The 26224-nt window shown below is 69.1% G+C and carries 25 protein-coding genes, 1 tRNA gene and 1 pseudogene; 2 read left to right on the top strand and 25 right to left on the bottom strand.

Annotated elements, in window-relative coordinates:
• The first annotated feature begins 36 nt into the window (after positions 1-36).
• On the top strand, positions 37-462 hold the full coding sequence (locus BLW44_RS09970; RefSeq protein ID WP_060925997.1) for a hotdog fold thioesterase: 426 nt from the start codon (positions 37-39) through the stop codon (positions 460-462).
• Between the two features lie 13 nt (positions 463-475).
• On the opposite strand, the gene BLW44_RS09965 is transcribed toward BLW44_RS09970, so the two are convergent.
• The 5 genes from BLW44_RS09965 to BLW44_RS09945 form a co-directional block, all read right to left on the bottom strand.
• On the bottom strand, positions 476-796 hold the full coding sequence (locus BLW44_RS09965) for a hypothetical protein (protein ID WP_139305265.1): 321 nt from the start codon (positions 794-796) through the stop codon (positions 476-478).
• A 122-nt stretch (positions 797-918) separates the two neighbouring features.
• On the bottom strand, positions 919-1632 hold the full coding sequence (locus tag BLW44_RS09960) for a GAF and ANTAR domain-containing protein (protein ID WP_060925999.1): 714 nt from the start codon (positions 1630-1632) through the stop codon (positions 919-921).
• Complete coding sequence (locus BLW44_RS09955) at positions 1629-2339, bottom strand: GAF and ANTAR domain-containing protein (RefSeq protein WP_060926000.1); 711 nt, start codon at positions 2337-2339, stop codon at positions 1629-1631. The genes BLW44_RS09960 and BLW44_RS09955 overlap by 4 nt, the downstream gene beginning before the upstream one ends.
• Before the next feature lie 90 nt (positions 2340-2429).
• Positions 2430-2963, bottom strand: a complete 534-nt coding sequence (locus tag BLW44_RS09950) for a GNAT family N-acetyltransferase (protein ID WP_060926001.1) — start codon at positions 2961-2963, stop codon at positions 2430-2432.
• 3 nt (positions 2964-2966) lie between these two features.
• Positions 2967-3587, bottom strand: a complete 621-nt coding sequence (locus BLW44_RS09945) for an ANTAR domain-containing response regulator (RefSeq protein WP_042536652.1) — start codon at positions 3585-3587, stop codon at positions 2967-2969.
• A 101-nt stretch (positions 3588-3688) separates the two neighbouring features.
• On the opposite strand from BLW44_RS09945, the gene BLW44_RS09940 reads away from it, so the two are divergent.
• A tRNA-Leu gene (locus tag BLW44_RS09940) sits at positions 3689-3771 on the top strand.
• A gap of 10 nt (positions 3772-3781) precedes the next feature.
• Here the strand turns inward: BLW44_RS09940 and BLW44_RS09935 are convergent.
• From BLW44_RS09935 to metK, 20 genes and pseudogenes are all read right to left on the bottom strand, one after another.
• A complete protein-coding gene (locus tag BLW44_RS09935) occupies positions 3782-4246 on the bottom strand; it encodes a hypothetical protein (RefSeq protein ID WP_060926002.1) in 465 nt (154 codons plus the stop codon).
• Positions 4247-4362: 116 nt separating this feature from the next.
• Entirely contained in the window at positions 4363-4788 is a 426-nt protein-coding gene (locus BLW44_RS18530) for a hypothetical protein (protein WP_338061382.1), read from the bottom strand.
• Positions 4789-5155: 367 nt separating this feature from the next.
• Complete coding sequence (gene pyk / locus BLW44_RS09925) at positions 5156-6607, bottom strand: pyruvate kinase (protein ID WP_060926003.1); 1452 nt, start codon at positions 6605-6607, stop codon at positions 5156-5158.
• Positions 6608-6666: 59 nt separating this feature from the next.
• Positions 6667-8133 carry a glutamate synthase subunit beta gene (locus BLW44_RS09920; protein ID WP_060926004.1) on the bottom strand — a complete coding sequence of 489 codons (1467 nt, stop codon included), beginning with the start codon at positions 8131-8133 and terminating at the stop codon, positions 6667-6669.
• Positions 8126-12649, bottom strand: coding sequence for a glutamate synthase large subunit (gene gltB / locus BLW44_RS09915; RefSeq protein WP_174521336.1), 4524 nt, complete (start codon positions 12647-12649; stop codon positions 8126-8128). Before gltB ends, BLW44_RS09920 begins: the two co-directional genes overlap by 8 nt.
• Positions 12650-12784: 135 nt before the next feature.
• A pseudogene (gene lgt, locus BLW44_RS09910) lies at positions 12785-13815 on the bottom strand (prolipoprotein diacylglyceryl transferase).
• 10 nt (positions 13816-13825) lie between these two features.
• Positions 13826-14629 carry a tryptophan synthase subunit alpha gene (gene trpA / locus BLW44_RS09905; RefSeq protein WP_060926007.1) on the bottom strand — a complete coding sequence of 268 codons (804 nt, stop codon included), beginning with the start codon at positions 14627-14629 and terminating at the stop codon, positions 13826-13828.
• Entirely contained in the window at positions 14626-15894 is a 1269-nt protein-coding gene (trpB, locus tag BLW44_RS09900; RefSeq protein ID WP_060926008.1) for a tryptophan synthase subunit beta, read from the bottom strand. The genes trpA and trpB overlap by 4 nt, the downstream gene beginning before the upstream one ends.
• The gene (gene trpC, locus BLW44_RS09895; protein WP_060926052.1) at positions 15894-16664 is read right to left on the bottom strand and encodes an indole-3-glycerol phosphate synthase TrpC; all 771 of its coding nucleotides are present in this window, start codon (positions 16662-16664) and stop codon (positions 15894-15896) included. The genes trpB and trpC overlap by 1 nt, the downstream gene beginning before the upstream one ends.
• A gap of 2 nt (positions 16665-16666) precedes the next feature.
• Positions 16667-16912, bottom strand: a complete 246-nt coding sequence (locus tag BLW44_RS09890; protein WP_060926009.1) for an HGxxPAAW family protein — start codon at positions 16910-16912, stop codon at positions 16667-16669.
• Positions 16913-16959: 47 nt separating this feature from the next.
• A complete protein-coding gene (locus tag BLW44_RS09885) occupies positions 16960-17550 on the bottom strand; it encodes a Trp biosynthesis-associated membrane protein (protein ID WP_060926010.1) in 591 nt (196 codons plus the stop codon).
• Complete coding sequence (gene hisI / locus BLW44_RS09880) at positions 17547-17906, bottom strand: phosphoribosyl-AMP cyclohydrolase (protein WP_060926011.1); 360 nt, start codon at positions 17904-17906, stop codon at positions 17547-17549. The genes BLW44_RS09885 and hisI overlap by 4 nt, the downstream gene beginning before the upstream one ends.
• Positions 17903-18664 carry an imidazole glycerol phosphate synthase subunit HisF gene (gene hisF, locus BLW44_RS09875; RefSeq protein WP_060926012.1) on the bottom strand — a complete coding sequence of 254 codons (762 nt, stop codon included), beginning with the start codon at positions 18662-18664 and terminating at the stop codon, positions 17903-17905. Before hisF ends, hisI begins: the two co-directional genes overlap by 4 nt.
• The gene (gene hisG, locus BLW44_RS09870) at positions 18664-19506 is read right to left on the bottom strand and encodes an ATP phosphoribosyltransferase (protein WP_060926013.1); all 843 of its coding nucleotides are present in this window, start codon (positions 19504-19506) and stop codon (positions 18664-18666) included. Before hisG ends, hisF begins: the two co-directional genes overlap by 1 nt.
• A gap of 38 nt (positions 19507-19544) precedes the next feature.
• Entirely contained in the window at positions 19545-19808 is a 264-nt protein-coding gene (locus tag BLW44_RS09865) for a phosphoribosyl-ATP diphosphatase (RefSeq protein WP_056417561.1), read from the bottom strand.
• A complete protein-coding gene (gene rpe / locus BLW44_RS09860; RefSeq protein WP_060926014.1) occupies positions 19805-20485 on the bottom strand; it encodes a ribulose-phosphate 3-epimerase in 681 nt (226 codons plus the stop codon). Before rpe ends, BLW44_RS09865 begins: the two co-directional genes overlap by 4 nt.
• A 4-nt stretch (positions 20486-20489) precedes the next feature.
• Positions 20490-21875 carry an RsmB/NOP family class I SAM-dependent RNA methyltransferase gene (locus BLW44_RS09855; protein WP_060926015.1) on the bottom strand — a complete coding sequence of 462 codons (1386 nt, stop codon included), beginning with the start codon at positions 21873-21875 and terminating at the stop codon, positions 20490-20492.
• Between the two features lie 158 nt (positions 21876-22033).
• A complete protein-coding gene (gene fmt / locus BLW44_RS09850; protein WP_060926836.1) occupies positions 22034-22954 on the bottom strand; it encodes a methionyl-tRNA formyltransferase in 921 nt (306 codons plus the stop codon).
• Between the two features lie 57 nt (positions 22955-23011).
• Positions 23012-25003 carry a primosomal protein N' family DNA-binding protein gene (locus tag BLW44_RS09845; RefSeq protein ID WP_245647396.1) on the bottom strand — a complete coding sequence of 664 codons (1992 nt, stop codon included), beginning with the start codon at positions 25001-25003 and terminating at the stop codon, positions 23012-23014.
• Positions 25004-26197, bottom strand: a complete 1194-nt coding sequence (metK, locus tag BLW44_RS09840; protein WP_060926835.1) for a methionine adenosyltransferase — start codon at positions 26195-26197, stop codon at positions 25004-25006.
• Positions 26198-26224 lie beyond the last annotated feature (27 nt).

Below are 26224 nucleotides of genomic sequence, written 5' to 3'. Positions count from 1 at the left end.
CTAACGAGGACGACAGACACCCGCTGAGGAGGATGCATGAGCGAGCCCACGACCGATGCAGGACTCGACTGGGCGACAGCCCGGGGCATGGGGGCTCTCGCTCAGAAGATGGGGATGGAGTTCCTCGAGTTCTCCACCGAACGGTGCGTCGCGACACTGCCCGTGGAGGGCAACACCCAGCCTGTCGGTCTGATGCACGGCGGGGCGTACGTGGTGCTCGGCGAGTCGCTCGGCTCCATGGCAGCCAACCTGCATGCAGGGCCGGGACGGCTCGCGGTCGGCGTCGACATCAACGCCACCCACACCCGCTCGGCGACCTCCGGGGTGGTGACCGGGGTCTGCACTCCGGTGCACCTCGGCCGCAGTATCACCGTGCACGAGATCGTCGTGACCGATGACCAGGGCCGCCGCTGCTCGACGATCCGGATCACGAACATGATCAAGGACGCACCGGGGCGGTGACTCCGCTCCCCTGTCAGAGCACGGTCTCCCAATAGGCCCAGGACTGCTCGGGCGGCAGTTGCGGCCACCTGTCGCGCTCCAGCTCGTCGCAGCAGTCGACGAGGATGCGGAGAGCGTCGGGGTCGACCACCTCCTCCTCGTCGCCGTCTGCAGTCACTATCCCGATGTCGACCAACCAGCCGACGCGCAGCTCCGCGCGCCGGAGCGTCCCGCCCGCAGACAGATACGGCACGTCGACGACCGCCGAATCGTAGGCGTGCGCGAGTGCGAGCGCGTAGCGTCCGACCGCTTCTGCGAGCAGATCTCCCGTGCGAAACGTACCGATGGACGTCACGATGTGCTTCATCCGAACCCCCGATCTCGATGGGCGAGGATGCCGGGGTCCGGGGCATCATGTGTCAGCGTAGGAATCGATCATACGATCCGCGTGGGCCTTGACAGCCACGCACCGCTACCCTAGTCGAGCGTGAGTCGGCGCTCCACGATCTGGCGGGCCACATCTCCCAACCGACGGGAATGCCGGCGCGCATGCTCCCGGATCAGCGTGAACGCCTCATCGATCGGCACTCCCTTGGTGTAGGAGACGACGCCCTTCGCCTGCTCGATCACGATACGGCTGTTGAGGGCGTGCTGCAGCTGCGCGGAGAGGATCTCCGTCTCGCGGAGCACCCGCTCGTGGAGGATCCCGATCGTGGCGACGTCTGCGAGAGCACGCGCGATGAGGAGGTCGTCGTCGGTCGGCATCGCGCCGGCCGTCTGCAGCAGCGTCAGGGTGCCGATGGTCTGGTCGCGGAGCCGCAGCGGGATCGCGACGATCGAGGTGAACCCCGAAGCCCGTGCAGACAGCCGGAAATCATCCCAACCGGGCCCGAGCTCATCGATGACGGGGACGGCGACCGTCTGGCCGCGCTGATAGCTGGCGACCGCGGGCCCCTGGGAGCCGAGCATCAGGGCCTCGACCACGGGTGCCGACTCGCTCGTCGAGGCGACCAGCTCGAGTTCGTCACTCGGATCCGCGATCAGGATCCCCGCAGCGGCGACGCCCAACTCTTCCCTGCAGGTGTCCGCCAGTTGCTGCATGAGCTCGACGACGTCGTATTCGTCGACCAGCGTGTCGGCGAGCTGGGCGAAGGTGCGCAGCAGACGCCGATCCCGCTCGATCGCGGTCATGAGTCGACCTCGATCGCGCCGGACTCCCTGGTGAAGACGATTCGCCCCGCGAGCACGTCCTCGGCGACGGTCATCACCGAGCTCTCCGTCGCGAACGCGCGGCTGTGGAGCAGGAGGCGCGCCTCGTCGGCATCGATGTCGAGCTGCGCGAGCACGACTCCGGTCGCCTGGTGAACCTTGCGTCGCGAGAACGGAGGCAGCGTGCTCTCGTCCGGGACCTCGAGCTCGTCGATCCGGTCCCTCAGCACCCGCCGGGCGACGACCGCTGCCATGGCTGACGCCCGCGACGTCTGGACCTGATCCAGACGCAATGCGTGGCGAGAGTACAGATCTATGGCGCCGAATCGCAGGCCGCCCACGGCCAGCGGAAAGGCGAAGATCGAGGCGGCCTCTCCGGTCTGGGCGGCCCGGGCGAAGGCGGGCCACCGCTCGGCGCCCGAGCGTCCGCGAAGCTCGGACTCCATCACGGGCTTGGCGGACCTCATCGCATCCCAGCAGGGACCTTCGCCGAGATCGAGCTGGAGTTCGTCGAGCCACGCTGCGGCTTCGTCCGTGGCCGAGACGGTCTGGCTGCCGAGGAAGTCGCCGAGAGTGGAGACGGATGCGCCGGTGATCGGCAGCACGGACAGGAACGAGAACGGAAGCTCCGTCAGCTGGGTCTCCGGAGCTTCGAGCCCCGCCAGAGCCGTCTTGAATGCATCGTCCATCACGTCACCACCTCGCTCTCCACGCTAGCGGCGGCCGGTGCCGGCATCAACGAGGCTCGCGAGCGCAATCGGTCTCTCACAGACGCGGGCTCATTCGAGCAGCAGCTGGAACAGCACGTGATCCTGCCACTCCCCCGCGATCTGCAGATATCTCGGGGCGATGCCGATCCGAGTGAACCCGCACCGCATCAGCACCCGCTGAGAGCCGGCGTTGTGCAGCAACGTACCAGCCTGCAGCCGGTGCAGGCCCAGGTCGGATGCCGCATACTCCGCGACAAGCCGCACGCCCGCGGAGGCGAGTCCTCTGCCCTGAACCGAGTGATCGATCCAGTAGCCGAGATCGGCGTTGCGGAAGGCGCCCCTGACGATGTTGTTGAGGTTGATCCGGCCGCGGATCTCGCCGTCGGACGATTCCACGACGAAACGCAAACCGCGCCCGGCGGCCGCGTCATCGACGCAGCGCCTGGCGTCCTTCTCCTGCCATCCGGCGGTGAAGAACTCCGGCGACCTGCGGGGTTCCCACGGTGCCAGATGCTCGCGGTTCGCGGAGTAGGCGCGTGCCAGGGCGGCACCGTCTCCGACCTGGACCGGTCGCAGCGAGTGCTCCGCATCGAGCGGAAGCATCGCCTACTTCTTGGGAGCGAGCTGCTCGATGATCGCCTTCGCCACGTCCTGCATGGTGAGGCGACGATCCATCGACGCCTTCTGAATCCAACGGAACGCCTCGGGCTCGGAGAGCCCCATCTTCTCGTTGAGCAGGCCCTTGGCGCGATCGACGAGCTTGCGGGTCTCGAAGCGCTCGACCATGTCGGCGACCTCGGCCTCGAGCGTGATGATCTGCTCGTGGCGAGCCAGGGCGATCTCGATCGCCGGCAGCAGGTCGTTCGGGGTGAACGGCTTGACGACGTAGGCGAGAGCGCCCGCCTCGCTCGCACGCTCGACGAGCTCCTTCTGGCTGAACGCCGTGAGGAGGACGACGGGGGCGATGTTGCCCTTGTGCAGCTTCTCGGCGGCGCTGATGCCATCGAGCTGAGGCATCTTGACGTCCATGATGACGAGGTCGGGGCGCAGCTCGGTCGCGAGCGCCACCGCGGTCTCGCCATCGCCGGCCTCGCCGACGACATCGAAGCCGTTGTCGCGGAGGATCTCGACGATGTCGAGACGGATCAGCGATTCGTCCTCGGCGACGACGACGCGTCGGGGTGCGGATGACGTGGGCTGCTCGGCTGCCTGTTCTTGCTCGGTCACAGACCCATCCTAGTGGAGAGCGCCTGACAGGTCCTCTGGCGACGCCCAGGCTGACCGAGACGACTCTCGCCCTGCGCTACAGTCGAAGACGCGACACACGAGCCGGCGTGGCGGAATGGCAGACGCGGAGCACTCAAAATGCTTTGTCCGAAAGGGCGTGTGGGTTCGAGTCCCACCGCCGGCACCCAACAGGATCAGACTGCGATCCACACCTCGTCATCGATCAGCAGGTAGCGATCGAGGGCGGGCAGCATCGCGTCATGGAGCTCGCGCTCCGCGAAGGCCGGCTCCCTGGCGTGCACGACGGTGTCGGGGACTGCGGCTCTGACGATCGCATCCAGATTCTCGCGCGTGGCCTCGAACGGCAGGCCCCCGACCGTCACGGGGCGATACGTCCGCCCCGCGTGGATGCGCTCCCCCGGCTCCCAGGTCGCCGTGTCGCTCGATCGCGTCTGGGAGAGGAAGACAGGGACGCAGGCGATCGCGTCGTACGTCCGGAAACGGCGGACAAGTCGATAGCGGACGCCGATGCTGCCCGCGCGCATCGCGGGGAGGGCATCCATTCCGGCGACGACGTCAGCGTCGCAGGGCACGTCGACCGGAGTCGGGGCGCTCAGCGGGCCGTCGACTGCAGGTGGTTCGATCGTCAGGTCATCCATGATGGGGCGCGGGCTGCGGAGGTCGTGGCCCCAGCGCCTGCACCAGAGTACAGCCGCAGAGAGCTGGCACCGTACGTCCTCCGATCGACGGCCGAGTCCGCGGGCCGAGGACCCGCTCAGTTCTCGGACAGCGCCGCGACCTCCGCCATGACACGCGGGTGCGCCAGGATCCGGAAGTGTCCACCGGTCGCGACGCGTACGTTCTTGCGGGCGCCGCTGAGCTCGCTGCCCTCGGGGATGTGCGGGTCGAACTCCGCGTAGACCGACACGATCCGCTGGTTGGCGTCGAGGGCGCGCGCCAGCTCGACGATCGACGGATGCGACGGCGAGAAGGCCCTCAGCGTCCGCCCCGGCAGTATCCGCGCGTATCGCGAGCCGCCGAACGGGGTGGCGATGGCGAGCATCGCACGCACACGGTGGGCCGCTGGTCCCGTCATCGCGAGCTTTCCCGCGAGCCCGCCCTTGCTGTGGGCGACCAGCAGCACGTCCGTCAGTCCGCGCTCCTCGAGGAAGGCGGTGACGGCGTCCGCCTCTTCGCGCACCGGTCGCCGGTTCCGGCCGAGGGTCTGGACGACGTGAACGGGATGACCTCGCTCATGCAGCGCGGCTATGAGCGGCTGCAGGAAGCGCCAGGTCTCGTAGACGCCGGGGAGGATAACGATCGGTGCCGCGTCGCCGTCCGTGAAGGACTGCGCATCGCGATGGTCGAAGGCCGAACGGACCTGCCAGTAGGCCGCGTAGGCATAATCCGCCGCCCACCATCCCGCTCTCTTGAGAATCTCTATGTCACCCTCCCCCGCCGATGCACGTCCCTCACGACGATACGCCGCTGACGGGCCGCTCGTGCCGCACGCGGGCACGACGAAGGGGCGGGACGAATCGTCCCGCCCCTTCGTCGTGCGATCAGGGTCAGACCGTGGCTTCCTTGTAGATGGGGGCTGCGCCGTTCACGGCATCCCCGACCTTGTGGACGCGGATGTCGTTGGTCGACCCCACGATCCCGGGAGGGGAACCGGAGATCACGACGACCTTGTCTCCCTCGACGGCCAGGCCGCTGGAGAGCAGGTAGTCGTCGACCTGCAGATACATCAGGTCGGTGTGCTGGACCATGTCGACGAGCTTGGAGCGGATGCCCCAGGTCAGCGCCATGCGACGGCGGATGCTGGGCTCCGGCGTGAAGGCGATCATCGGGATGCGCGAACGAAGACGCGACAGACGGCGTGCCGAGTCACCCGACTGCGTGAACACGCAGAGGAACTTCGCCTCGACGAACTCGGCGACCTCGAGGGCCGCGAGCGTGATCGCGCCACCCTGGGTGCGCGGCTTGGTCGTGAGCGGCGCGATGCGCTCCAGACCGTGCTCCTCGGTGGACTCGATGATGCGGGCCATGGTCTCCACGACCACGACCGGGTAGTCGCCGACGCTGGTCTCGCCGGAGAGCATGACGGCGTCCGCACCGTCGAGAACCGCGTTCGCGACGTCGGAGGTCTCGGCGCGGGTCGGCACCGGGCTGTTGATCATGGACTCGAGCATCTGCGTCGCCACGATGACGGGCTTCGCGTTGCGACGCGCGAGCTCTACGGCGCGCTTCTGCACGATCGGGACGGCCTCGAGCGGGAGCTCGACGCCGAGGTCGCCACGGGCGACCATGATCGCGTCGAACGCGTCGACGATCTCCTCGAGCGCGTCGACGGCCTGCGGCTTCTCGACCTTGGCGATGACGGGGACCTTGACGCCCTCTTCGGCCATGATCTCGTGCACCCGAGACACGTCCTCGGCGTTGCGCACGAACGACAGCGCGATGAGATCGGCGCCGATGCGCAGGCCCCAGCGGAGGTCGTCCTCGTCCTTCTCGCTGAGCGCGGGGACGTTGACGGCGACGCCTGGCAGGTTGATGCCCTTGTTGTTCGACACGGCACCCGCGACGATGACGCGCGTCGTGACGGTGACACCGTCGGTCTCGACGACCTCGACACGGACCTTGCCGTCATCGATCAGCAGGAAGTCGCCCGGCTTGACGTCCTGGGGCAGACCCTTGAAGGTCGTGCCGCAGATGTCCTTGTTGCCGATGATGTCTTCGGTGGTGATCTTGAAGATGTCGCCCTTGGCGAGCTCGTAGGGGCCGGCCTCGAACTTGCCGAGTCGGATCTTCGGGCCCTGCAGGTCGACGAGGATGGCGACAGCGCGGCCGGCGTCGTCGGCTGCCCGACGGACGTTGGCGTAGTTGTTCTCGTGCACGGAGTAGTCGCCGTGGCTGAGGTTCAGGCGGGCGACGTCCACGCCGGCGTCGATCAGTGCACGCACGGTTTCATAGGTGGAGGTGGCGGGGCCCAGGGTGGCGACGATTTTCGCGCGTCTCAACAGATTCTCCAGGGTAGAGGGGGGGATTCAGAACTCAGGCGACGGTGCCGCCGCTCAGCCTACGCGGGCTGAAGGCCGATAGCGACTTCGTGCGGGCGCACGGGCTCCGGGAGCACCGTCGTCCCCATCAGGAAGCGATCGACGTTGGCCGCCGCGGCACGACCCTCGGCGATCGCCCACACGATGAGCGACTGGCCACGACCCGCGTCGCCGGCCACGAAGACGCCGGGAACGGTGGACTCGTAGCTGTCGTCACGCTGGAAGGCGCCACGGTCGGTGACCTGCGGAAGCGTGTCCTCGGTGTAGACGTCCTGCTCTGGGCCGGTGAAGCCCATCGCGATCAGCACCAGGTCAGCGGGGATCTCGCGCTCGGTGCCGCTCTTGGGCACGCGTCGTCCGTCGACGTACTCGGTCTCGGCCACGCGCAGCGCGCGGACCTCGCCGACGTCGTTGGACAGGAACTCCACGGTCGAGGCGAGGAACATCCGCTCGCCGCCCTCCTCATGAGCCGAGGAGATCTCGAACAGCGTCGGCATCATGGGCCAGGGCTGGTGCGGAGGACGCTCCGTGCTCGGCTGCGTGCCGATCGCGAGGTTGGTGACGCTGAGCGCACCCTGACGATGCGCGGTGCCGATGCAGTCCGCGCCGGTGTCGCCGCCGCCGATGACGATGACGTGCTTGCCCTCTGCGGTGATCTGCTCCGGCACCTTGTCGCCGGCGACCGCGTGGTTCGATTCGACGAGGTACTCCATCGCGAAGTGCACGCCGTCGAGGTCGCGCCCTGGGATCGCCAGGTCGCGCGGGACGGTGGAGCCGGTCGCGATCACGACGGCGTCATAGCGTGCTCGGAGGTCGGCCCAGGAGATGTCCCTGCCGATCTCGACACCAGCGCGGAAGCGGGTGCCCTCCTCCTGCATCTGACGCAGGCGGGACTCCAGCTGGCCCTTCTCCATCTTGAAGTCGGGGATGCCGTAGCGCAGCAGACCGCCGATTCGGTCGTCCCGCTCGAACACGGCCACGGTGTGACCGGCACGGGTGAGCTGCTGGGCGGCGGCCAGGCCGGCGGGTCCGGAGCCGACGACCGCGACGGTCTTGCCGGTCAGGCGTGCAGGCGGCTGCGGCTCGACCCAGCCCTTGGCAAAGGCCTCATCGATGATCGAGACCTCGATCTGCTTGATCGTGACCGGAGGCTGGTTGATCCCCAGCACGCATGAGCTCTCGCAGGGCGCAGGGCACAGTCGACCGGTGAACTCCGGGAAGTTGTTGGTCGCATGCAGGCGATCGATCGCCGCGCGGCCCTCGCCACGCCAGGTCAGATCGTTCCACTCCGGGATGAGGTTGCCCAGCGGGCAGCCCTGGTGGCAGAACGGCACGCCGCAGTCCATGCACCGGCCGGCCTGCCGCTTGAGCACGGCCTGGTCGCCCGGCTCGTAGACCTCTTTCCAGTCCATGATGCGCACCGGCACCGGCCGGCGCTTGGGGAGCTCGCGCTCCGTGACCTTCAGAAAACCTTTGGGATCAGCCACCGGTCACCTCCAGGATGCGGTTCCAGACGATGTCGCCGTCGGGGTCGATGCCCTCGGCGACTGCTTCTTCGCGCATGCTGCGCACGGCAGCGTAGTCACGCGGAAGCACCTTCGTGAACTGGCCGGCGGTCTCATCGAACCGCGCCAGGATGTCGGAGCCGAGCGGCGATGCCGTACGCTCCACGTGCTCGGCGATCAGGCTGCGCAGCACCTCGAGATCGGCGCGGTCGAGCGGCTCGAGCCGCAGCTCCCCGCTGCCGAGCGACTGTGCGTTCACCTTCGCGGAGTCCAGCGAGTGGATGTAGGCCACTCCCCCGGACATCCCCGCGCCGAGGTTGCGTCCCGTGGATCCGAGGATCACCGCGACGCCGCCGGTCATGTACTCCAGGGCGTGGTCGCCCACGCCCTCCACCACGGCTGTCGCGCCGGAGTTGCGCACCAGGAACCGCTCGCCGACGACGCCGGACAGGAACATGGTCCCCGAGGTGGCTCCGTAGCCGATCACGTTTCCTGCGATCACGTTCTCGTGCGGCTGGATGGAGGATCCTCGAGCCGGACGGATCGAGATGTCGCCGCCGGAGAGGCCCTTGCCGACGTAATCGTTGGCGTCGCCCTCGAGACGCAGCACGATGCCGGACGGCAGGAACGCGCCGAGCGACTGCCCTGCGGTGCCGCGCAACGTGACGTCGATCGTGCCGCGCGGCAGTCCGTCCGCTCCGTGCCGAGACGTGACCTGGTGGCCGAGCATCGTGCCGACCGCGCGCTCGGTGTTCGCGATGGGCAGCTCCACCACGACCGGCTCCCCGTTGAGGAGAGCAGGACCTGCGATGTCGATGAGCTGCACGTCGAAGTGCTTCTCGAGCTCGTGATCCTGCGCACGACGGCTGCGCCGCGGCTCGCTGGCCGGGAATGCAGGTCCCTCGAGCACCGGCGTCAGGTCGAGACCCTCGGCCTTCCAGTGCTCCAGAGCCGCATTCGCCTCGATCAGGTCGGAGCGTCCGACGATCTCGTCGATCGAGCGGAAGCCCAGCTCCGCGAGGATCTCGCGCACCTGCTCGGCGATGAACTCCATGAAGTTCACGACGAACTCGGGCTTGCCCGTGAAGCGCTCGCGGAGCACCGGGTTCTGCGTGGCGACACCGACCGGGCAGGTGTCGAGGTGGCAGACGCGCATCATGATGCATCCGCTCACGACGAGCGGAGCGGTGGCGAATCCGAACTCCTCGGCCCCGAGCAGAGCGCCGATGATGACGTCGCGCCCGGTCTTCAGCTGGCCGTCGACCTGCACCACGACGCGGTCGCGCATGCCGTTGAGCATGAGCGTCTGCTGCGTCTCGGCGAGACCGAGCTCCCACGGCGTGCCCGCGTGCTTCAGCGAGTTCATCGGGCTCGCGCCCGTGCCACCGTCGTGGCCGGACACCAGGATGACGTCGCTGAGCGCCTTCGCGACACCCGCCGACACCGCGCCGATACCCGACTGGCTCACGAGCTTGGTGTGGATCCTCGCCTCGGGGTTCGCCCGCTTCAGGTCGAAGATGAGCTGCTTGAGGTCTTCGATCGAGTAGATGTCGTGATGGGGAGGCGGCGAGATCAGTCCCACGCCCGGTGTCCCGCCGCGGGTGCGAGCCACCCACGGGTAGACCTTCTGCGGCGGAAGCTGTCCGCCCTCGCCGGGCTTGGCACCCTGCGCGAGCTTGATCTGGATGTCGTCGGCTTCAGTGAGGTAGAGGCTCGTCACACCGAAGCGACCGGAGGCGACCTGCTTGATCGCGCTGCGGCGCTCGGGGTCGAGCAGACGATCGGTGTCCTCGCCGCCCTCACCGGTGTTCGACTTGCCGCCGAGCCGGTTCATGGCAATAGCAAGGGTCTCGTGTGCCTCCTTCGAGATCGAGCCGTAGCTCATCGCTCCCGTCGAGAAGCGCTTCACGATCGCGGAGACGGGTTCCACCTCGTCCAGCGGCACGGGCTTGCGGGTGCCGGTGCGCAGCGAGAAGAGTCCCCGCAGCGTCTTGAGCTCTGCCGCCTGGTCGTCGACCATCCGGGTGTACTCGCGGAAGATGTCGTAGCGGCGCTCGCGCGTGGCGTGCTGCAGCTTGAACACCGTCTCGGGGTTGAAGAGGTGCGGAGAGCCGTCACGACGCCACTGGTACTCTCCACCGGTCCAGAGGCGCTCGTGGGCGCGGGCTGCCTCGTCCTCCGGGTACGCGTAGTCGTGACGTGCCTGGTTCTCGATGAAGATCTCTTCGATGCCCACACCGCCGAGCTTCGACTCGGTGCGCGTGAAGTACTTGTCGATGAACTCCTCGCTCAGACCCACGGCCTCGAAGACCTGGGCGCCGGCGTAGGAGGACACCGTCGAGATGCCCATCTTCGACATGATCTTGAGCACGCCTTTGCCGAGCGCGTAGATCAGGTTGCGCACCGCCTTCTCGGGGCTGATGCCGGTGATGTAGCCGGTGCGCACCAGGTGCTCGACCGTCTCCATCGCCAGGTACGGGTTCACGGCCGAGGCACCGTAGCCGATCAGCGTCGCGACGTGGTGCACTTCGCGCACGTCTCCGGCCTCGACGATCAGTCCGACCTTCATGCGGTTCTCGCGGCGGATCAGGTGGTGATGCACCGCAGACACCATGAGCAGCGACGGGATCGGGGTGAGGTCCTTGTTCGAGTCGCGGTCGGACAGGATGATGAACTCGGCCCCGTCCGCGATGGCGTCGTCGACCTCGGCGCACATCTCGGTGAGGCGCTTCTCGAGCGTGTTCGAGCCGGCGTCGAAGTGGTACAGACCCCTGATCGTCACGCTCGAGCGGTCGGGAAGCGCCTTGTCGATGTGACGGATCTTCGCCAGCTCGTCGTTGTCGATGACCGGGAAGTCGAGCGACACCGTGCGCGTGTGGTCGGGTCCCCAGGTGAGCAGGTTGCTCTCGGGGCCGAGGCCCAGCTTGAGGCTCGTCACGACCTCTTCGCGGATCGAGTCCAGCGGCGGGTTGGTGACCTGCGCGAACTGCTGCGTGAAGTAGTCGAAGAGCAGACGCGGCCGCTTGCTGAGCACCGCGATCGGCGTGTCCGAGCCCATGGCGCCGAGCGGCTCGACGCCGGTCTGGCCCATCGGAGTCAGGAGGATGCGCACTTCCTCCTCGGTGTAGCCGAAGGTGCGCTGACGCCGCGTGATGGATGCCGGCGGGTGCACGATGTGCTCGCGTTCCGGCAGGTCGGCCAGACGGACCGACCCGGCATCCAGCCACTCCTGCCACGGGTGCAGGGTCGCGAGGTCGTGCTTGATCTCCTCGTCCTCGATGATGCGTCGCTGGGACGTATCGACGAGGAACATCTTGCCGGGCTGCAGCCGCCCGCGGCGCTTGATGCGCTCGGGCTCGAAAGTGAGGACGCCCGTCTCCGAGCCGATCACGATCAGGCCGTCTGTCGTCTCGGTCCAGCGCCCCGGGCGCAGCCCGTTGCGGTCGAGGGTCGCGCCGACCACGGTGCCGTCGGTGAAGATGAGGGCGGCGGGGCCGTCCCACGGCTCCATCTGGTTCGAGTGGTACTCGTAGAACGAGCGCAGCTCCGGCGAGATGTCCGACTGCTTCTCGTATGCCTCAGGCACCATCATCATGATGGCGTGCGGGAGGCTGCGACCGGTGAGGGTGAGGAGCTCGAGGACCTCGTCGAACGACGCCGAGTCGCTCGCACCGTCGGTGCAGATGGGCAGCAGCGGTGCGACGTCGCCGAGAAGCTCGGACTCGAGCTGCGACTGACGGGCCCGCATCCAGTTGCGGTTGCCGCCGACGGTGTTGATCTCGCCGTTGTGCGCGAGCATGCGCAGGGGCTGTGCGAGCGGCCACGACGGGAACGTGTTGGTCGAGTACCGCGAGTGCACGACTGCGAGCTCCGACATGAACCGCTCGTCCTGCAGGTCGGGGTAGAACGGCTCGAGCTGCAGCGTGGTGACCATGCCCTTGTAACCGAGCGTGCGGGCGGACAGCGTCACGAAGTAGGCGCCGAGCTCGTGGCCGGCGCGCTTGCGCAGGCGGTAGGCGACGCGATCCAGCGCGATGCCGGTGAGAGGCGCATCCGCGTGGGTCGTGCCGCCGGCGCTCACGAAGAGCTGCTCGAAGGCGGGCCGTGCCTCATCGGCGAGCTTGCCGAGGTTGTCGTTGACGGTGGGGACCTCGCGCCAGCCGAGGACGCGGAGCCCCTCGCTGCGGGCGATCTTCTCGATGCCCGCCTTCTGCTGGCGACGCTCGCTCGAGTCACGCGGCAGGAAGGCCAGCCCCGCGGCATACTCGCCGACCGGGGGCAGCTCGAAGTCGGTGACCGCGCGCAGGAACGCATCGGGCATCTGGGTCAGGATGCCAGCGCCGTCGCCCGTTCCCGCATCGGAGCCGATCGCGCCGCGGTGCTCGAGGTTGCGCAGCGCTTCGAGAGCCAGCGAGATGATGTCGTGTCCAGGCTCACCCCGCAGGGTCGCGACCATGGCGAGGCCGCAGGCGTCCTTCTCGAACGCCGGGTTGTACATGCCCTGCTTCGGGGGGTAAGCGCCGGAAGCGCCGTACGGAGGCTGAAAATACACCTGTACCGTCCTCAGATCTTCGGATGACCCGGGGACGTCATTGGCCGGGTGGATGCGATGGGGTCCTCACGGACCGGTCTGCTATCGAGAGCTTTCCGTGTCCGTGGGAGCGGTGCTTGTGGCGCTGGCTCCTGCGGCGACTTCTTCGGACGGAGGCTCACTCAGGTCCACGAAATCGGAGGGATTGTCCTGCGATTCTACATCAGCGTCGAGGTCGTTCCGTCCGCGGCCGGGCTGGTACGGCGAAGGCTCGAGTCCGGGGTGACGACGGGTCTGCACCACGAGGATGACGAGTCCGACGACGATGCCGATGATCGAGGCCCAGACGTTGCTGCGCAGGCCCAGGATGATCTCGCTCGGATCGATGCGGATCGACTCCCAGACGACGCGACCGGCGCTGTACCAGATGAGGTAGATCGCGAAGAGGCGTCCCCACTGCAGCGAGGTGGCCTTGCGGCTGAGCCAGAGCAGGACGACCACGCCGAGTCCGTTCCAGAGCACCTCGTAGAGGAACGTCGGGTGGAACAGCGTCCCCTCGGGCAGTCCAGGGGGAATGCGGAGTTGTCTGAGGGGATCTCCAGACCCCACGGCAGATCGGTGGGGAGCCCGTAGAGCTCCTTGTTGAACCAGTTGCCGAAGCGGCCCATCGCCTGCGCGAGCAGCAGGCCGGGGGCAAGAGCGTCAGCGAAGGTCCAGAAGCGGATGCCGGTCCAGCGGCATCCCAGGTACGCACCGACAGCGCCGCCGATGAGGGCGCCGAAGATGGCGATGCCACCCTCCCAGATGGCCCAGACGGACCCGGGCTCGAACGGGTTCCAGGTGTTCTTGCCCTCGCCGAAGTAGAAGTTCGGGTGCGTGAGCACGTGGAAGATGCGCGCGCCGATGATGGCCAGAGGCACCGCGAGGATCGAGATGTCGATCACGACCCACGGCTCTGCGCCGCGGCGGGTCAGACGGTGGTTCGTCAGCAGCACGGCGGCGATGATGCCGGCGATGATGCAGAGGGCGTAGAAGTGGATGCGGAGCCCCGGCCAGACGTCGATATAGGCGACGGGAGGGCTCGGGATGCTGGCGAGCACGCCGGTGAAGGTGCTGTGGAGCGCGAGGGACATGAGTGCGATTCTAGTTCTCGTGTACGGGGCGCGACGACGACGTGCCGACGGCCAGGGTGCGGGTGACCTCGGCGAGGGCGGGGATGCCGCCGTCTCGGAGGGCTCGGACGAGTGCGGTGCCGACGATCGCGCCGTCCGCGTATTCGGAGACGCCGGCGATCTGCTCGGCGGTCGAGATCCCGATGCCGACGCAGGCGCGGGTCGCGCCATGCTCGCGCAGGCGGGCGACGAGGGTGCGGGCCGCGCGGTCGAGCTCGGCGCGCTCGCCCGTGATGCCCATGGTCGAGACGGTGTAGACGAACCCGGTCGAGGACTTCACGACGAGGTCGAGGCGCTCGTCGGACGAGGTCGGTGCGGCGAGGAAGACCCGGTCGAGTCCGGTGCGCTCGCTCGCGGCGATCCACTCCCCTGCGACGTCCGGGGTGATGTCGGGCGTGATCAGTCCCGCACCTCCGGCCGCGAGCAGATCGTCGGCATAGCGATCGACCCCGTACTGGAAGACGGGGTTCCAGTACGTCATCACGAGGACCGGCACGTCGGTCGCCTCGGTGATCGCCCGCACGGCCGTGAACAGATCCTTCATCTTGAATCCGTTGGCGAGGGCGGCGGTCGTCGCCTCCTGGATCACCGCGCCGTCCATGACCGGGTCGCTGTAGGGCGGGCCCAGTTCGATGATGTCGACGCCGTTCTCAGCGAGGGTGATCGCGGCCTGGATGCTGGTCTCGAGGTCGGGGAACCCGACCGGAAGGTAGCCGACGAAGACGCTGCGCCCGGCGGCGTGGGCGGCGGCGATGACCTCTTCCACGCGGCTCACAGTTCCGGCTCCCCCTTCGAAGCGGCCTGTTCGGCAGCGCTCTCCTCGTTCACGTCGTGTTCGAGCGCGGCGGCGTCGTACAGGTCGAAGTAGCGGGCGGCGGTGTCCATGTCCTTGTCGCCGCGCCCGGAGAGGCAGATGGCTAGCACGGCGTCCGGCCCCATCTCGCGTCCGAGGCGCAGGGCACCCGCGAGGGCGTGGGCGGACTCGATCGCAGGGATGATCCCCTCGGTACGGCTCAGCAGGCGGAGCGCCTGCATGGCCTCATCGTCGGTCGCCGGGATGTACTCGGCGCGTCCGATGTCGGCGAGCCAGGAGTGCTCCGGTCCGACACCCGGGTAGTCGAGACCTGCGGAGATCGAGTGCGACTCGATCGTCTGACCGTCCTCGTCCTGGAGCACATAGGTCTTCGAGCCGTGCAGGATGCCGGGGCGTCCGCGCTCGATCGACGCGGCGTGACGGGGGGTGTCCACTCCGTCGCCTGCGGCCTCGACACCGTAGAGCTTCACGCCCTCGTCGTCGAGGAATGCGTCGAACATGCCGATCGCGTTCGAGCCGCCGCCGACGCACGCGATGACCGCATCGGGCAGCCGGCCTACCTCGTCGAGCAGCTGCTGCCGCGCCTCTTCGCCGATGATCTTCTGGAAGTCGCGCACCATGGCGGGGAACGGATGCGGACCCGCTGCCGTTCCGAAGATGTAGTTGGTGGTCTCGACCGTGGCGACCCAGTCGCGGTAGGCGTCGTTGATCGCGTCCTTCAGCGTGCGGGACCCCGAGGTCACCGCGACCACCTCTGCCCCGAGGAGCCGCATGCGTGCGACGTTCAGCGCCTGCCGCTCGGTGTCGACCTCGCCCATGTAGATCGTGCAGTCGAGCCCGAACAGGGCTGCAGCCGTGGCCGTGGCCACGCCGTGCTGACCGGCGCCCGTCTCGGCGATGACGCGCGTCTTGCCCAGGCGCTTGGTGAGCAGCGCCTGTCCGAGCACGTTGTTGATCTTGTGCGATCCGGTGTGGTTCAGGTCCTCGCGCTTGAGGTAGACCCGCGCACCGCCGGCGTGCTCGGCGAAGCGGGCCACCTCGGTCAGGGGCGACGGGCGGCCGGCGTACGAGCTGAGCAGCGACGCCAGCTCCGCACGGAACGCGGGGTCGACGATCGCATCCGCGTACGCCGCGGAGAGCTCGTCGATCGCGGCGATCAGCGACTCGGGCATGTAGCGCCCGCCGTACTCGCCGAACAGGGGTCCGTGCTGGTCTCGCAGGCTCATCACGCCTCCAGGAAGCTCTTGAGTGTGGCGACCGGGTCGCCCGTGACGAGCGCCTCCCCGATCAGGACGACGTCCGCGCCCGCAGAGCGGTAGTGCGTGACGTCTGCAGGGGTGAGAACGGCGGATTCCGCGATCTTGATCGCCGAGTCCGGGATGCGGTCGACCAGGCGTCCGAACAGGTCGCGGTCGAGCTCGAGGGTCGTGAGATCACGGGCGTTGACGCCGATCAGCGGCGCACCGAGATCGATCGCGACCTCGAGCTCGTCCGCCGAGTGCGTCTCGACGAGCGGTGTCATGCCGAGCTCGGTGATGAAGCCGAACAGATCCTGCAGCACAGCGGGTTCGAGACCAGCGACGATCAGCAGCACGAGGTCGGCACCGGCGGCGCGGGCCTCGAGCACCTGGTACCGGTTCGCGATGAAGTCCTTGCGCAGGACCGGGAGCGACACGCGGGCCGTGACGGCCTCGAGATCGGAGAGGCTGCCACCGAAACGGCGCTCCTCGGTGAGGACGCTGATCGCGGAGGCGCCGCCGGTCTCGTACAGCGAGGCCTGGTGCGCAGGGTCTGGGATCTCGGCGAGGGCGCCGCGCGAGGGACTGGCGCGCTTGACCTCGGCGATGATCTTCACACGCTCGGTCGGGGCGAGGAACGCCAGGGCGTCCTTGGCGGCCGGTCGCGAGAGAGCGTCGCGCTCGACCTCGGCCAGCGGCCGGGTGAGAGCGCGACGCTCTGCGTCTGCGACTGCGCCGGCCGTGAGGTCGGCGAGCACCATTAGTGCGCCTTCGGCGAGTACTTGGGGCCCTTCACGCCGTAGCCGGCCTTCGACACGAGCCAGCCCACCAGGGCGCCGATCGGGACGATCGCGGCACCGACCCAGATCACGGGGACCCAGACGGGGCTGAACGCGGCGAGGCAGAAGGCCAGCGTGCCGATCGTGAAGCCGGCGAGCATGATGATGACGCCCGTCCATGCCGCAGGCGAGTGTCCGTGGCCGGGGTCAGCGATCGGGTTGGTCATGGTCTCCTCCGGGGACGACGTGCGGGATCGGATTCAGTCTATCGGGGTCAGCGTGTCGGGTCGGTTCCGCGGGACAGGTCGTCCCAGGAATCGATCGCATCGACGGGTCCTGCGGATGCCTCGACATGCGCGGCATCCGTACGGTACCGACGGCCGCCGGACTTCCAGCGCCGCCAGGTGAGGAGCACGACGACGGATGCCGCCAGCAGCAGCACCCAGCCGACCAGGGTGACGACGGGCCAGGGCGAGAGCTGGATGCCCGCCACGACGTCGGCGATGGCCGCGCTCCCGGCGAGGCCGGTCGTCTCGGTGACCGTCGGGGTGACGGCCCGCAGCGGCTCGGTGAGGAGCAGCTGCAACGTCGTCCAGCCGAGGAACAGCGACGCGGCCGCCGCCAGCACCCCGAAGACGAGGCGCAGTATCGGGCCGATGATCGACAGCGCGACGCCGAGCGCGAGCACGGCGAGACTGAGCGGCGCGAGGAGGGGAAGCGCGGAGGCGCCTGGCACGAGGATCGCCTCACCGGCGTCGGCCCGCTCGACCGTCAGCCAGGTCTGCGTGGACGAGATGATGCCGATCGCGCCGGAGAGGAGGAACCCGGAGACGGCGATGGAGCGGCCGCGGCGTGCGAGAGTCATGCCGTCGCGCTTCCATCGACGGCTTCGAGATCCGTGGTGTCGAAGCAGGTGCGGGTGCCCGTGTGGCATGCGGGCCCGGTCTGGTCGACCCGCAGCAGGATGGCGTCGCCGTCGCAGTCCAGACGCGCCTCGTGGACCGCCTGGATGTGACCGGAGGTGTCGCCCTTGCGCCAGTACTCCTGACGGGAGCGCGACCAGTAGACGGCGCGACCGGTGGTGAGCGTGCGACGCAGCGCCTCGGCATCCACCCAGGCGAGCATGAGGACCTCCGCGGTGTCCCACTGCTGCACGATCACCGGAGCGAGGCCGTCGTCGTTGAACGCGACACCCGCGATGCGCTCCTCGATATCGCTCATCGGACCAGCACTCCCTCCGCGCGCAGCGCGTCCTTCACATCGCCGACTGTCAGCGCACCGGTGTGGAACACGCTGGCGGCGAGCACGGCATCCGCTCCGGCCTTGATCGCGGGCGCGAAGTCCGACGCCTTGCCGGCGCCGCCAGAGGCGATCACCGGCACCGAGGCCGCCTCGCGCATCAGCGCGACGAGCTCGAGGTCGAACCCGTCGCGCGTGCCGTCGGCGTCGATCGAATTGACCAGCAGCTCCCCCGCTCCGCGCTCTGCGGCCTCGCGCGCCCAGTCGAGCGCATCGAGGGTCGTCTGGGTGCGTCCGCCGTGCGTCGTCACGACGAACCCCGAGGCCGTCGTCCCCGCACGCTTGACGTCGAGCGAGAGGACGAGCACCTGAGCGCCGAAGCGGTCGGCGATCTCGCCGATCAGCTCGGGCCTCGCGATGGCCGCCGAGTTGACGCCCACCTTGTCTGCGCCGACGGCGAGCAGCCGGGCGACGTCGTCGACGCTGCGCACTCCCCCGCCCACCGTGAGGGGGACGAACACCTGCTCGGCAGTGCGCTGGACGACGTCGTACGTCGTCGCGCGGGCATCGACGGTCGCCGTCACGTCGAGGAAGGTGATCTCGTCAGCCCCCTGCGCGGCGTAGTGCCGGGCGAGCTCGACCGGATCCCCCATGTCGCGGAGGTTCTCGAAGTTCACGCCCTTGACGACACGGCCGTCCGCGACGTCGAGGCACGGGATGACGCGGCTCGCGAGGGCCATCAGAGCCTCGCGTTGTGGATGGCCGTGACCAGGATCGCGCGCGCGCCCAGCGCGTACAGCGCATCCATCACGGGGTTCACCCTGGAACGGGCCACCATCACCCTGACCGCCACCCACTCGGGGTCGCGGAGCGGCGACACGGTCGGCGACTCGACACCGCCCGCGATCTTGACGGCGTCGTCGAGCAGCGCCAGCGGCAGGTCGTAGTCGATCATCACGAACCGACGCGCGACCATGACTCCGCGCAGGCGTCGCAGCAGCGTCTCAGAGCCGTCGGCGTCGTGCGGTCCCGCGATCAGGACGGCCTCGGACTGCAGGATCACCGGCCCGAACACGTCGAGTCCTGCCTGACGCAGCGTCGTGCCGGTCTCGACGACGTCGGCGACGGCGTCCGCGACACCGAGACGGACCGCGGATTCCACAGCGCCGTCCAGCGGCACGAGATCGACCGCGATGCCTCGCTCGTCGAGGAACGCGTCCACGAGCCCGGGGTACGAGGTCGCGATGCGGAGCCCGTCGAGCTCCGACACATCGGTGTAGCGGCCGGCCGGCGCGGCGAAGCGGAATGTGGAACCGGCGAAGCCGAGAGCCTCGACCTCGCGTGCGCCGGGCATCCGGGCGTCGAGCAGCAGGTCGCGACCCGTGATGCCCACATCGATCGCGCCGGATCCGACGTACGTGGCGATGTCCTTCGGACGGAGGTAGAAGAACTCGACGTCGTTGTCGCTGTCGACGACGTGGAGGGTCTTGGGGTCACGTCGACCGGCGTAACCGGCCTCGGCGAGCATGTCGGCGGCCGTCTCGGAGAGAGAGCCCTTGTTGGGAACAGCAATGCGCAGCATGGAGAGCCTTCGGATCGAAGCGAGTGGGGCGGGGCGCTTCACAGATGTCGGTAGACGTCCTGCAGGCTCAGGCCCTTCGCGATCATCATCACCTGCACGTGGTACAGCAGCTGCGAGATCTCCTCGGCAGCGGCGTCATCCGACTCGTATTCGGATGCCATCCAGACCTCGGCGGCCTCCTCTACGATCTTCTTGCCGATCGTGTGCACGCCGCCGTCGAGCTCCGCGACCGTGCCCGATCCCTCTGGACGGGTCTCGGCCTTGACGCTGAGCTCGGCGAACAGCTCGTCGAAAGTCTTCACGATTCCAGGCTAGCGGCTCTGGCGCGGTCTCTGAGCCGGGTGACGGCCGCCTCGATGTCATCCGCGCCGTACACGGCGGAGCCCGCGACGAACGTGTCGGCCCCGGCCGCGGCCGCGGCCTCGATCGTCGCATCGGAGATGCCGCCGTCGACCTGCAGCCAGACGTTCGAGCCCCGACGCTTCGCCTCGTCGGCGAGGGCACGCAGCTTCGGCATGGTCTCGGGCATGAAGCCCTGACCGCCGAACCCGGGTTCGACCGTCATCACGAGGATCTGATCGAACTCCTCGAGCACACTGTAGAGTCCCTCGGCCGGGGTGTCCGGCTTGATCGCGACGCCTGCGCGTGCGCCGATGCCGCGCAGCGTCCGCGCGAGGGAGATCGGGTCGGCTGCGGCCTCGAGATGGAACGTGACGCTCGCAGCGCCCAGCTCCGCGTACGCGGGCGCCCAGCGTTCGGGGTCGGTGATCATCAGGTGGACGTCGAGCGGGATGGGACTCGTCGCCTGGATCCGCTCCACCATCTGCGGACCGAACGTGAGGTTCGGCACGAAATGGTTGTCCATCACGTCGACGTGTGCGAAGTCCGCAGTGGCGATCTTCGCAAGATCACGCTGCATGTTGACGAAGTCAGCGGCCAGGATGCTGGGGTTGATGCGCGGTGCGCGGGGCAGGTCCACGTCTCTAGTCTCCTTCTTCTGAGCCCGCGGCGGGCTGTTCCGTGCCGGTGCGCTGCAGCAGCGCGAGGAACATGGCATCCGTCCCGTGGCGGTGCGGCCACAGTTGGACTCGACCCGTGCCGTCCTCCGCGAGGTCGATCGGCGAGGACACCACGGACGTCAGGACCGCTCGGGCGTCGAGCTCGGTCACGTCGTCGCGGCCACGGAGCACCTCCTGCACGACGCCCGTCGTCTCGGCGAGGTGCGGCGAGCAGGTCACGTACGCGACGATCCCGCCCGGAGCGACGGCGGCGAGAGCGGACTGCAGCAGCTCGACCTGGAGCGGCACGAGCTCGGCCACATCGGCGGGCGTCTTGCGCCAGCGCGCCTCGGGACGACGGCGCAGCGCACCGAGGCCGGTGCACGGGGCGTCGACGAGGATGCGGTCGAAGGCGCCGGGGTGCGTGGTGCCGAACGAGCGACCGTCGTTTTCGTGCACGACCACCTCACCAGGGACCGCACGCAGTGCATTGCGCACCAGTCGTGCCCTGGTCGGCACCACCTCGTTCGCCTCGAGAGTCACCTCGTGCTGACGGGCGACTGACGCGAGCAGTGCCGTCTTGCCTCCTGGCCCCGCGCAGAGATCGAGCCACCGCTCGCCCTCAGCGATCGGAGCCGCCGCGGCCAGTGCCAGGGCGACCAGCTGCGACCCCTCGTCCTGGACGCGCACGGTGCCGCCGGAGTCGGCGATCACGTGATGCGGGTCGCCGCCCGGAGATCCGTAGGCGGTGGGGGCGTACGGGCGCCGGGGCTCCCCCGGTTCGGCGAGTCCGGGGAGCGCCACGAGCGTGACCTCGGGCGAGGCGTTGTCGGCATCCAGAAGCGCTTCCAGCTCGTCGGCCCTGCGCTCGGCGGCCAGTGCGCGGCGCAGCGCCCTGATCACCCAGACCGGATGCGCCGAGCGCAGCGCCAGTCTCTCGTCGTCGGAGCGGGCCGATTCCTCGATCCGCGTCTCCCACTCCCCCGGCGTCTCACGCGAGATTCGCCTCAGCACGGCATTCGCGAAGCTGGATGCTCCGCGACCCTGGGTGGCGGCGACGATGTTCACAGACTCGTTGACGGCCGCGTGTGACGCGACGCGGGTCGCGAGCAGCTGATGGGTCGCGAGTCTCAGCGCGTCGAGCACCGCGGGGTCGATCTCGTCGGCCGGGCGGTCGGCGGCGGACGCGATGATCGCGTCGTACGTGCCCCTGCGCCGCAGAGTCCCGTAGGCGAGCTCGGTGGCCAGCGCCGCATCCTGCGGGGTGAGCCCGGCGTCGGCGATCGCCGGAGGGAGGATCAGGTTCGCGTAGGCGTCCGACTCCGAGACAGCGCGCAGCACGTCGTAGGCAACGCGCCGCGCGGGCTGCACCGTCCGCTGGGGGCCGCGAGGCTGTCCTTCGCGCGTTCCGCCCCGAGCCTGGCCCTCACGCGGACGTTGATCGCGCGGCCTGCGCGGTCCCGAACGGGATCCGCGGCCGGAGTCGCCGCGACGCGGCTCGCGACGTGCGCCGTCGCCCCGCTCCCCGCTCACGCGCCGGCTCGCAGGTTCTCGGTGTCGCGCTGTCCGCGCCACCAATCGACCGCACTCATCGCTCCCTTGCCCGATGGCTGCACACGCGTTACGGCGAGCGGTGCAGAGCCCGTTCCGATGAGGAGAGCGGACTTGGTCGCGGTGAACGCTCCCGGCTCGAGGTCGACGTCGCCCTCCGAGGCAGCGGCCTCCAGCACCTTCAGGCGGAGCCCGTCGACGGTCGTGTGGGCGCCCGGTTCGGGGGTGACTCCACGGAACCGCGCGAACACCTCGCTGAGCGGACGGGTCCAATCGAGCAGACCGTCGTCGAGAGTCAGCTTCGGTGCCAGGGACGCCTCCCCCTCCTGGGGCACAGCGCGCGCAGTGCCGTCGGCGATCGCCGCGACCACCTCCGCTGTCAGCTCGGCGCCATCCAGAGCGAGTGCGTCGAGTGCGGCATCCGCCGTGGCCTCGGGAGCGACAGCGACGACCCGCGTCGCGAAGACGTCTCCGGCATCCAGCGCGGAAACGAGCTGGAAGACGCTGGCGCCCAGCTGCGCGTCGCCGTTGATCAGCGCGCGCTGCACCGGCGCGGCACCGCGCCACTGCGGGAGGAGCGAGAAATGCAGATTGATCCATCCCTTGGCCGGTGCGGAGAGCAGCGGCTCACGCACCAACCCCCCGTAGGCGACGATGACGCCCAGCTCGACCTCGAGCCCCGTGATGGCGGCCGTCGCGTCGTCGTCGAGACGAGTCGCCTTGATGACCGGCAGCCCGAGTTCCTCGGCCACCTGTGCCACGGGCGACGGCGTGAGCACCCGCTTACGGCCCAGCGGCGCATCCGGTCGTGTGACGACCGCCGCGATCTCGTGCTCAGCCGCGAGGCGGCGGAGGGTGGGGACGGCTGCGGCTGGTGTGCCGGCGAAGACGAGGCGCATGAAGGTGCTCCGGAGGGATGCGGGGGCGATCGGGTGAGGGCTGAGGCGTATCGGCGATCAGAGCTCTGGATCGAGGATATCGAGGCGAACCGTGAGCGCGCTCCGAGTCGACTTGCCTCGGCCCCGTCGATTGCTCACGGCCTCTGCGACGACGGATGCGCGCAGCGTCGCCGCGACGCGTGCTCCGGCGCCGTACTCGAATCGGACGAGTGCACGGACACGTGGTGGGTAGTCATCCGACTCGATCGGCACCGGACCGAGCACCGCGTCCGCCGGCAGAGCCAGCTCCTCGAGAGCGACGAGTGCCCGCCCGACCGCGGCAGCCGACCCTTCCACGAGTGCGACTCTGGCCGCGGGCGGCATGTGCAGCGGCGCGCGCTCGGCGAGCTCGGATCGCGCGTACCCGGAGTGGCTCCACGTCGCGAGGGCTCGCGCGATGGCCCCGTCGACGCCCACGAGATGGATGGGCGCGCCGGGCGCCGCGAGGGCCGCGGCGTTCGACCACCAGCGCAGGCACGCCTCGCCGATGCGGAGATCGGGGGCCTGGAGCATCCGAGGTCCGTCCAGCAGGACCACCGCGCGATACCCGCCGTCGGCGAGCGGTTCCGCGCCGCGCGTCGCGACGATCAACGCGGGTCTGTCGGCGACGCGTTCGACGGGATGCGCGCCGTCGGCGACGATCACGCGGATGCCGGGGAACGCCTTGCCCAGCTCGTCCGCCGTGCGCTCGCTGCCCGATGACGCCAATCGCAGCTGGGTGGACGAGCACGACGGGCAGGCCCATGCCCTCGCACCGCGTCCGCACCAGGCACACACCGGAACGGCGCCGCGGTGCTTCGCGCCGAGAGGGCCTCCGCAGTGCGCGCACCGGGCCGGTGCCCGGCATTCGGCGCACACGAGCGACGGCGAGAACCCCGGGCGCGAGACCTGCACGAGCACGGGTCCCTCGGCCGCGGCGTTGCGTGCGGAGAGGAACGCCGAGGATGGCATCCGCTGCGCTGTCGGAGCATCCATCTCCTGCGGAGTGCTCAGGATCACGCGCGGAAGGACCCGGCGCACCGCCCGCACATCCTGCAGCCAGCCGTGCGCGACGAGCCGTTCGACGTCCGTGGTGCGGGTGTGGCCGACGAAGAGCAGCGCGGAACTCTCCTGCTCCTGACGCAGCAGCGCAGCATCGCGCGCGTTGATGTACGGGGCGAGCGGCTCGCCGAGGAGCGGATCACCGTCGTCCCAGATCGCGACGAGCCCCGCCTGCACCGGCGCGTAGACAGCGGAACGGTTGCCCACCACGATGCAGGGCGCCTCTTCGAGCGATCGCAGGAACGAGCGGTACCTGTCGGGGTTCGTCTGGCGCGAGTCGTAACGCACGACCGACTCTGCGGGCGCGGCCTCCTCCAACGCTGCGAGGAGCCGGTCGAGGTCGCGATGATCGGGCACGATGAGGATGCTCGACCGACCGGAGGCGAGGACGCGCACCGCGCTGGCTGCGAGGAGGGCGGCCCACCCCGGCTCGCCGTCATGGAAGACGGGAATCGCCTCGACCGCGGCCCGGCCACCGTCCTCCAGCACCTCGTCGAGTCCGTCGTAGGACGCGAGCAGGTCGGCTGCGGCGGCGACTGCGGACTCGCTCTGCTCGGGAACCGCAGCGTCCGCCGTCCAGGCCTTCTCCACCCGTACCTGCCGCTTGGGGATCACCAGACGGAGCACGTCGGACGCGGACCCGGCCGCGCGGTCCGCAGCACGCCGGGCGAGGCGGTACAGGCGGTCGGGAAGCACGGAGACGGGCGAGACGACGCTGTCGACCTCCGACAGCGGCCGATCGGCATCGTCCTCGGTGTCGAGCTCGACGACGTAGCCGTCGATCACCCGGCCCGCGGTGCGCAACGGCACCCGGACACGGACTCCGGTCGACACGTCTCCGAGCTCTGGCGGCAGGGCGTAGTCGAACAGTCGGTCCAGCTGCGGCAGCGGCGAATCGAGCAGCACACGCGCGATGCGCCGACTCTCGGCCGTCACGACCGTGGGAACGCCCTCAGGCCCGCCGGCCACTCAGAGGCCTGCAGCGCGCCGGAGCTCTTCTGCGCGGTCGGTGCGCTCCCAGGTGAAGTCCGGCAGCTCACGACCGAAGTGTCCGTACGCGGCGGTCTGGGCGTAGATGGGCCGCAGCAGATCGAGCTGCTCGATGATGGCCTGCGGGCGCAGGTCGAAGACCTCGTCGATCGCCCGCGTGATCGCCTCGTCGGACACCTTGCCGGTGCCGAAGGTCTCGACGTACAGCCCGACCGGACGAGCGACCCCGATCGCATAGGCGACCTGCACCTCGAGTCGGTCGGCGAGGCCGGCCGCGACCGCGTTCTTGGCGACCCAGCGGGTCGCGTACGCGCCGGACCGGTCGACCTTCGACGGGTCCTTGCCGCTGAACGCGCCACCGCCGTGACGCGCCGCGCCGCCGTAGGTGTCGATGATGATCTTGCGACCCGTGAGTCCGGCATCGCCCTTAGGGCCGCCCGTCACGAAGGGCCCCGCGGGGTTGATGTAGTACGTGATGTCGTCGAGATCGAGCCCCGTCTCGGCGAGGATCGGGTCGATCACGTGCGCGCGCACCTGCGCCTTGAGCTCGTCCTGCGAGATGTCCGGGTGGTGCTGTGTCGACAGCACGACGGCGTCGACGCTCTTCGGCGTGAAACCGTCGTAGCCCAGCGTCACCTGGGTCTTGCCGTCCGGGCGCAGGAAGGGCAGCGCCCCCGAGCGACGGACCTCGGTGAGACGCTCGGCGATGCGGTGCGCGGTCCACGCAGCCATCGGCATCAGCTGGGGCGTCTCGTTGGTCGCGAAGCCGAACATGATGCCCTGGTCGCCGGCTCCGAGTCCGTCGAGCGGGTCGATCGAGCTGCCGTCGCGGTGCTCCTGGGCGTTGTCGACACCGTGCGCGATGTCCGTCGACTGCTCGCCCACCGAGATGCTGACGCCGCAGGAGTCGCCGTCGAAGCCGGTGTCGCTCGACGTGTAGCCGATGCGGTTCACGACCTGGCGGACGATCGTGGGGATGTCGACGTAGGCCTCGGTGCGGATCTCGCCCGCGACGTGCACGAGACCGGTCGTGACGAGCGTCTCGACCGCGACGCGGGAGGCCGGATCCTTCGCGAGGAGGCCGTCGAGGATGCTGTCCGAGATCTGGTCGCAGATCTTGTCGGGGTGGCCCTCGGTGACGGACTCGGACGTGAACAGACGCAGCGCGCTCATCAGGGCTCCAGAACGGAATCGGGCAGC

Source organism: Microbacterium hydrocarbonoxydans (assembly GCF_900105205.1).
GTDB lineage: Bacteria > Actinomycetota > Actinomycetes > Actinomycetales > Microbacteriaceae > Microbacterium > Microbacterium hydrocarbonoxydans.
This window is presented reverse-complemented; position numbering and strand designations above follow the sequence as displayed.

Bases quoted from the DNA above. Each gene is read 5' to 3' on its own strand.
- metK (WP_060926835.1), bottom strand. From the start codon at position 26,197: ATGAGCGCGCTGCGTCTGTTCACGTCCGAGTCCGTCACCGAGGGCCAC.
- BLW44_RS09890 (WP_060926009.1), bottom strand. From the start codon at position 16,912: ATGACCAACCCGATCGCTGACCCCGGCCACGGACACTCGCCTGCGGCA.
- hisF (WP_060926012.1), bottom strand. From the start codon at position 18,664: ATGGCCCTCGCGAGCCGCGTCATCCCGTGCCTCGACGTCGCGGACGGC.
- hisG (WP_060926013.1), bottom strand. From the start codon at position 19,506: ATGCTGCGCATTGCTGTTCCCAACAAGGGCTCTCTCTCCGAGACGGCC.
- BLW44_RS09960 (WP_060925999.1), bottom strand. From the start codon at position 1,632: ATGACCGCGATCGAGCGGGATCGGCGTCTGCTGCGCACCTTCGCCCAG.
- BLW44_RS09935 (WP_060926002.1), bottom strand. From the start codon at position 4,246: ATGGATGACCTGACGATCGAACCACCTGCAGTCGACGGCCCGCTGAGC.
- fmt (WP_060926836.1), bottom strand. From the start codon at position 22,954: ATGCGCCTCGTCTTCGCCGGCACACCAGCCGCAGCCGTCCCCACCCTC.
- BLW44_RS09950 (WP_060926001.1), bottom strand. From the start codon at position 2,963: ATGCTTCCGCTCGATGCGGAGCACTCGCTGCGACCGGTCCAGGTCGGA.
- BLW44_RS09970 (WP_060925997.1), top strand. From the start codon at position 37: ATGAGCGAGCCCACGACCGATGCAGGACTCGACTGGGCGACAGCCCGG.
- BLW44_RS09885 (WP_060926010.1), bottom strand. From the start codon at position 17,550: ATGACTCTCGCACGCCGCGGCCGCTCCATCGCCGTCTCCGGGTTCCTC.
- BLW44_RS09955 (WP_060926000.1), bottom strand. From the start codon at position 2,339: ATGGACGATGCATTCAAGACGGCTCTGGCGGGGCTCGAAGCTCCGGAG.
- hisI (WP_060926011.1), bottom strand. From the start codon at position 17,906: ATGAGCGATATCGAGGAGCGCATCGCGGGTGTCGCGTTCAACGACGAC.
- gltB (WP_174521336.1), bottom strand. From the start codon at position 12,649: ATGTACAACCCGGCGTTCGAGAAGGACGCCTGCGGCCTCGCCATGGTC.
- trpB (WP_060926008.1), bottom strand. From the start codon at position 15,894: ATGAGCCTGCGAGACCAGCACGGACCCCTGTTCGGCGAGTACGGCGGG.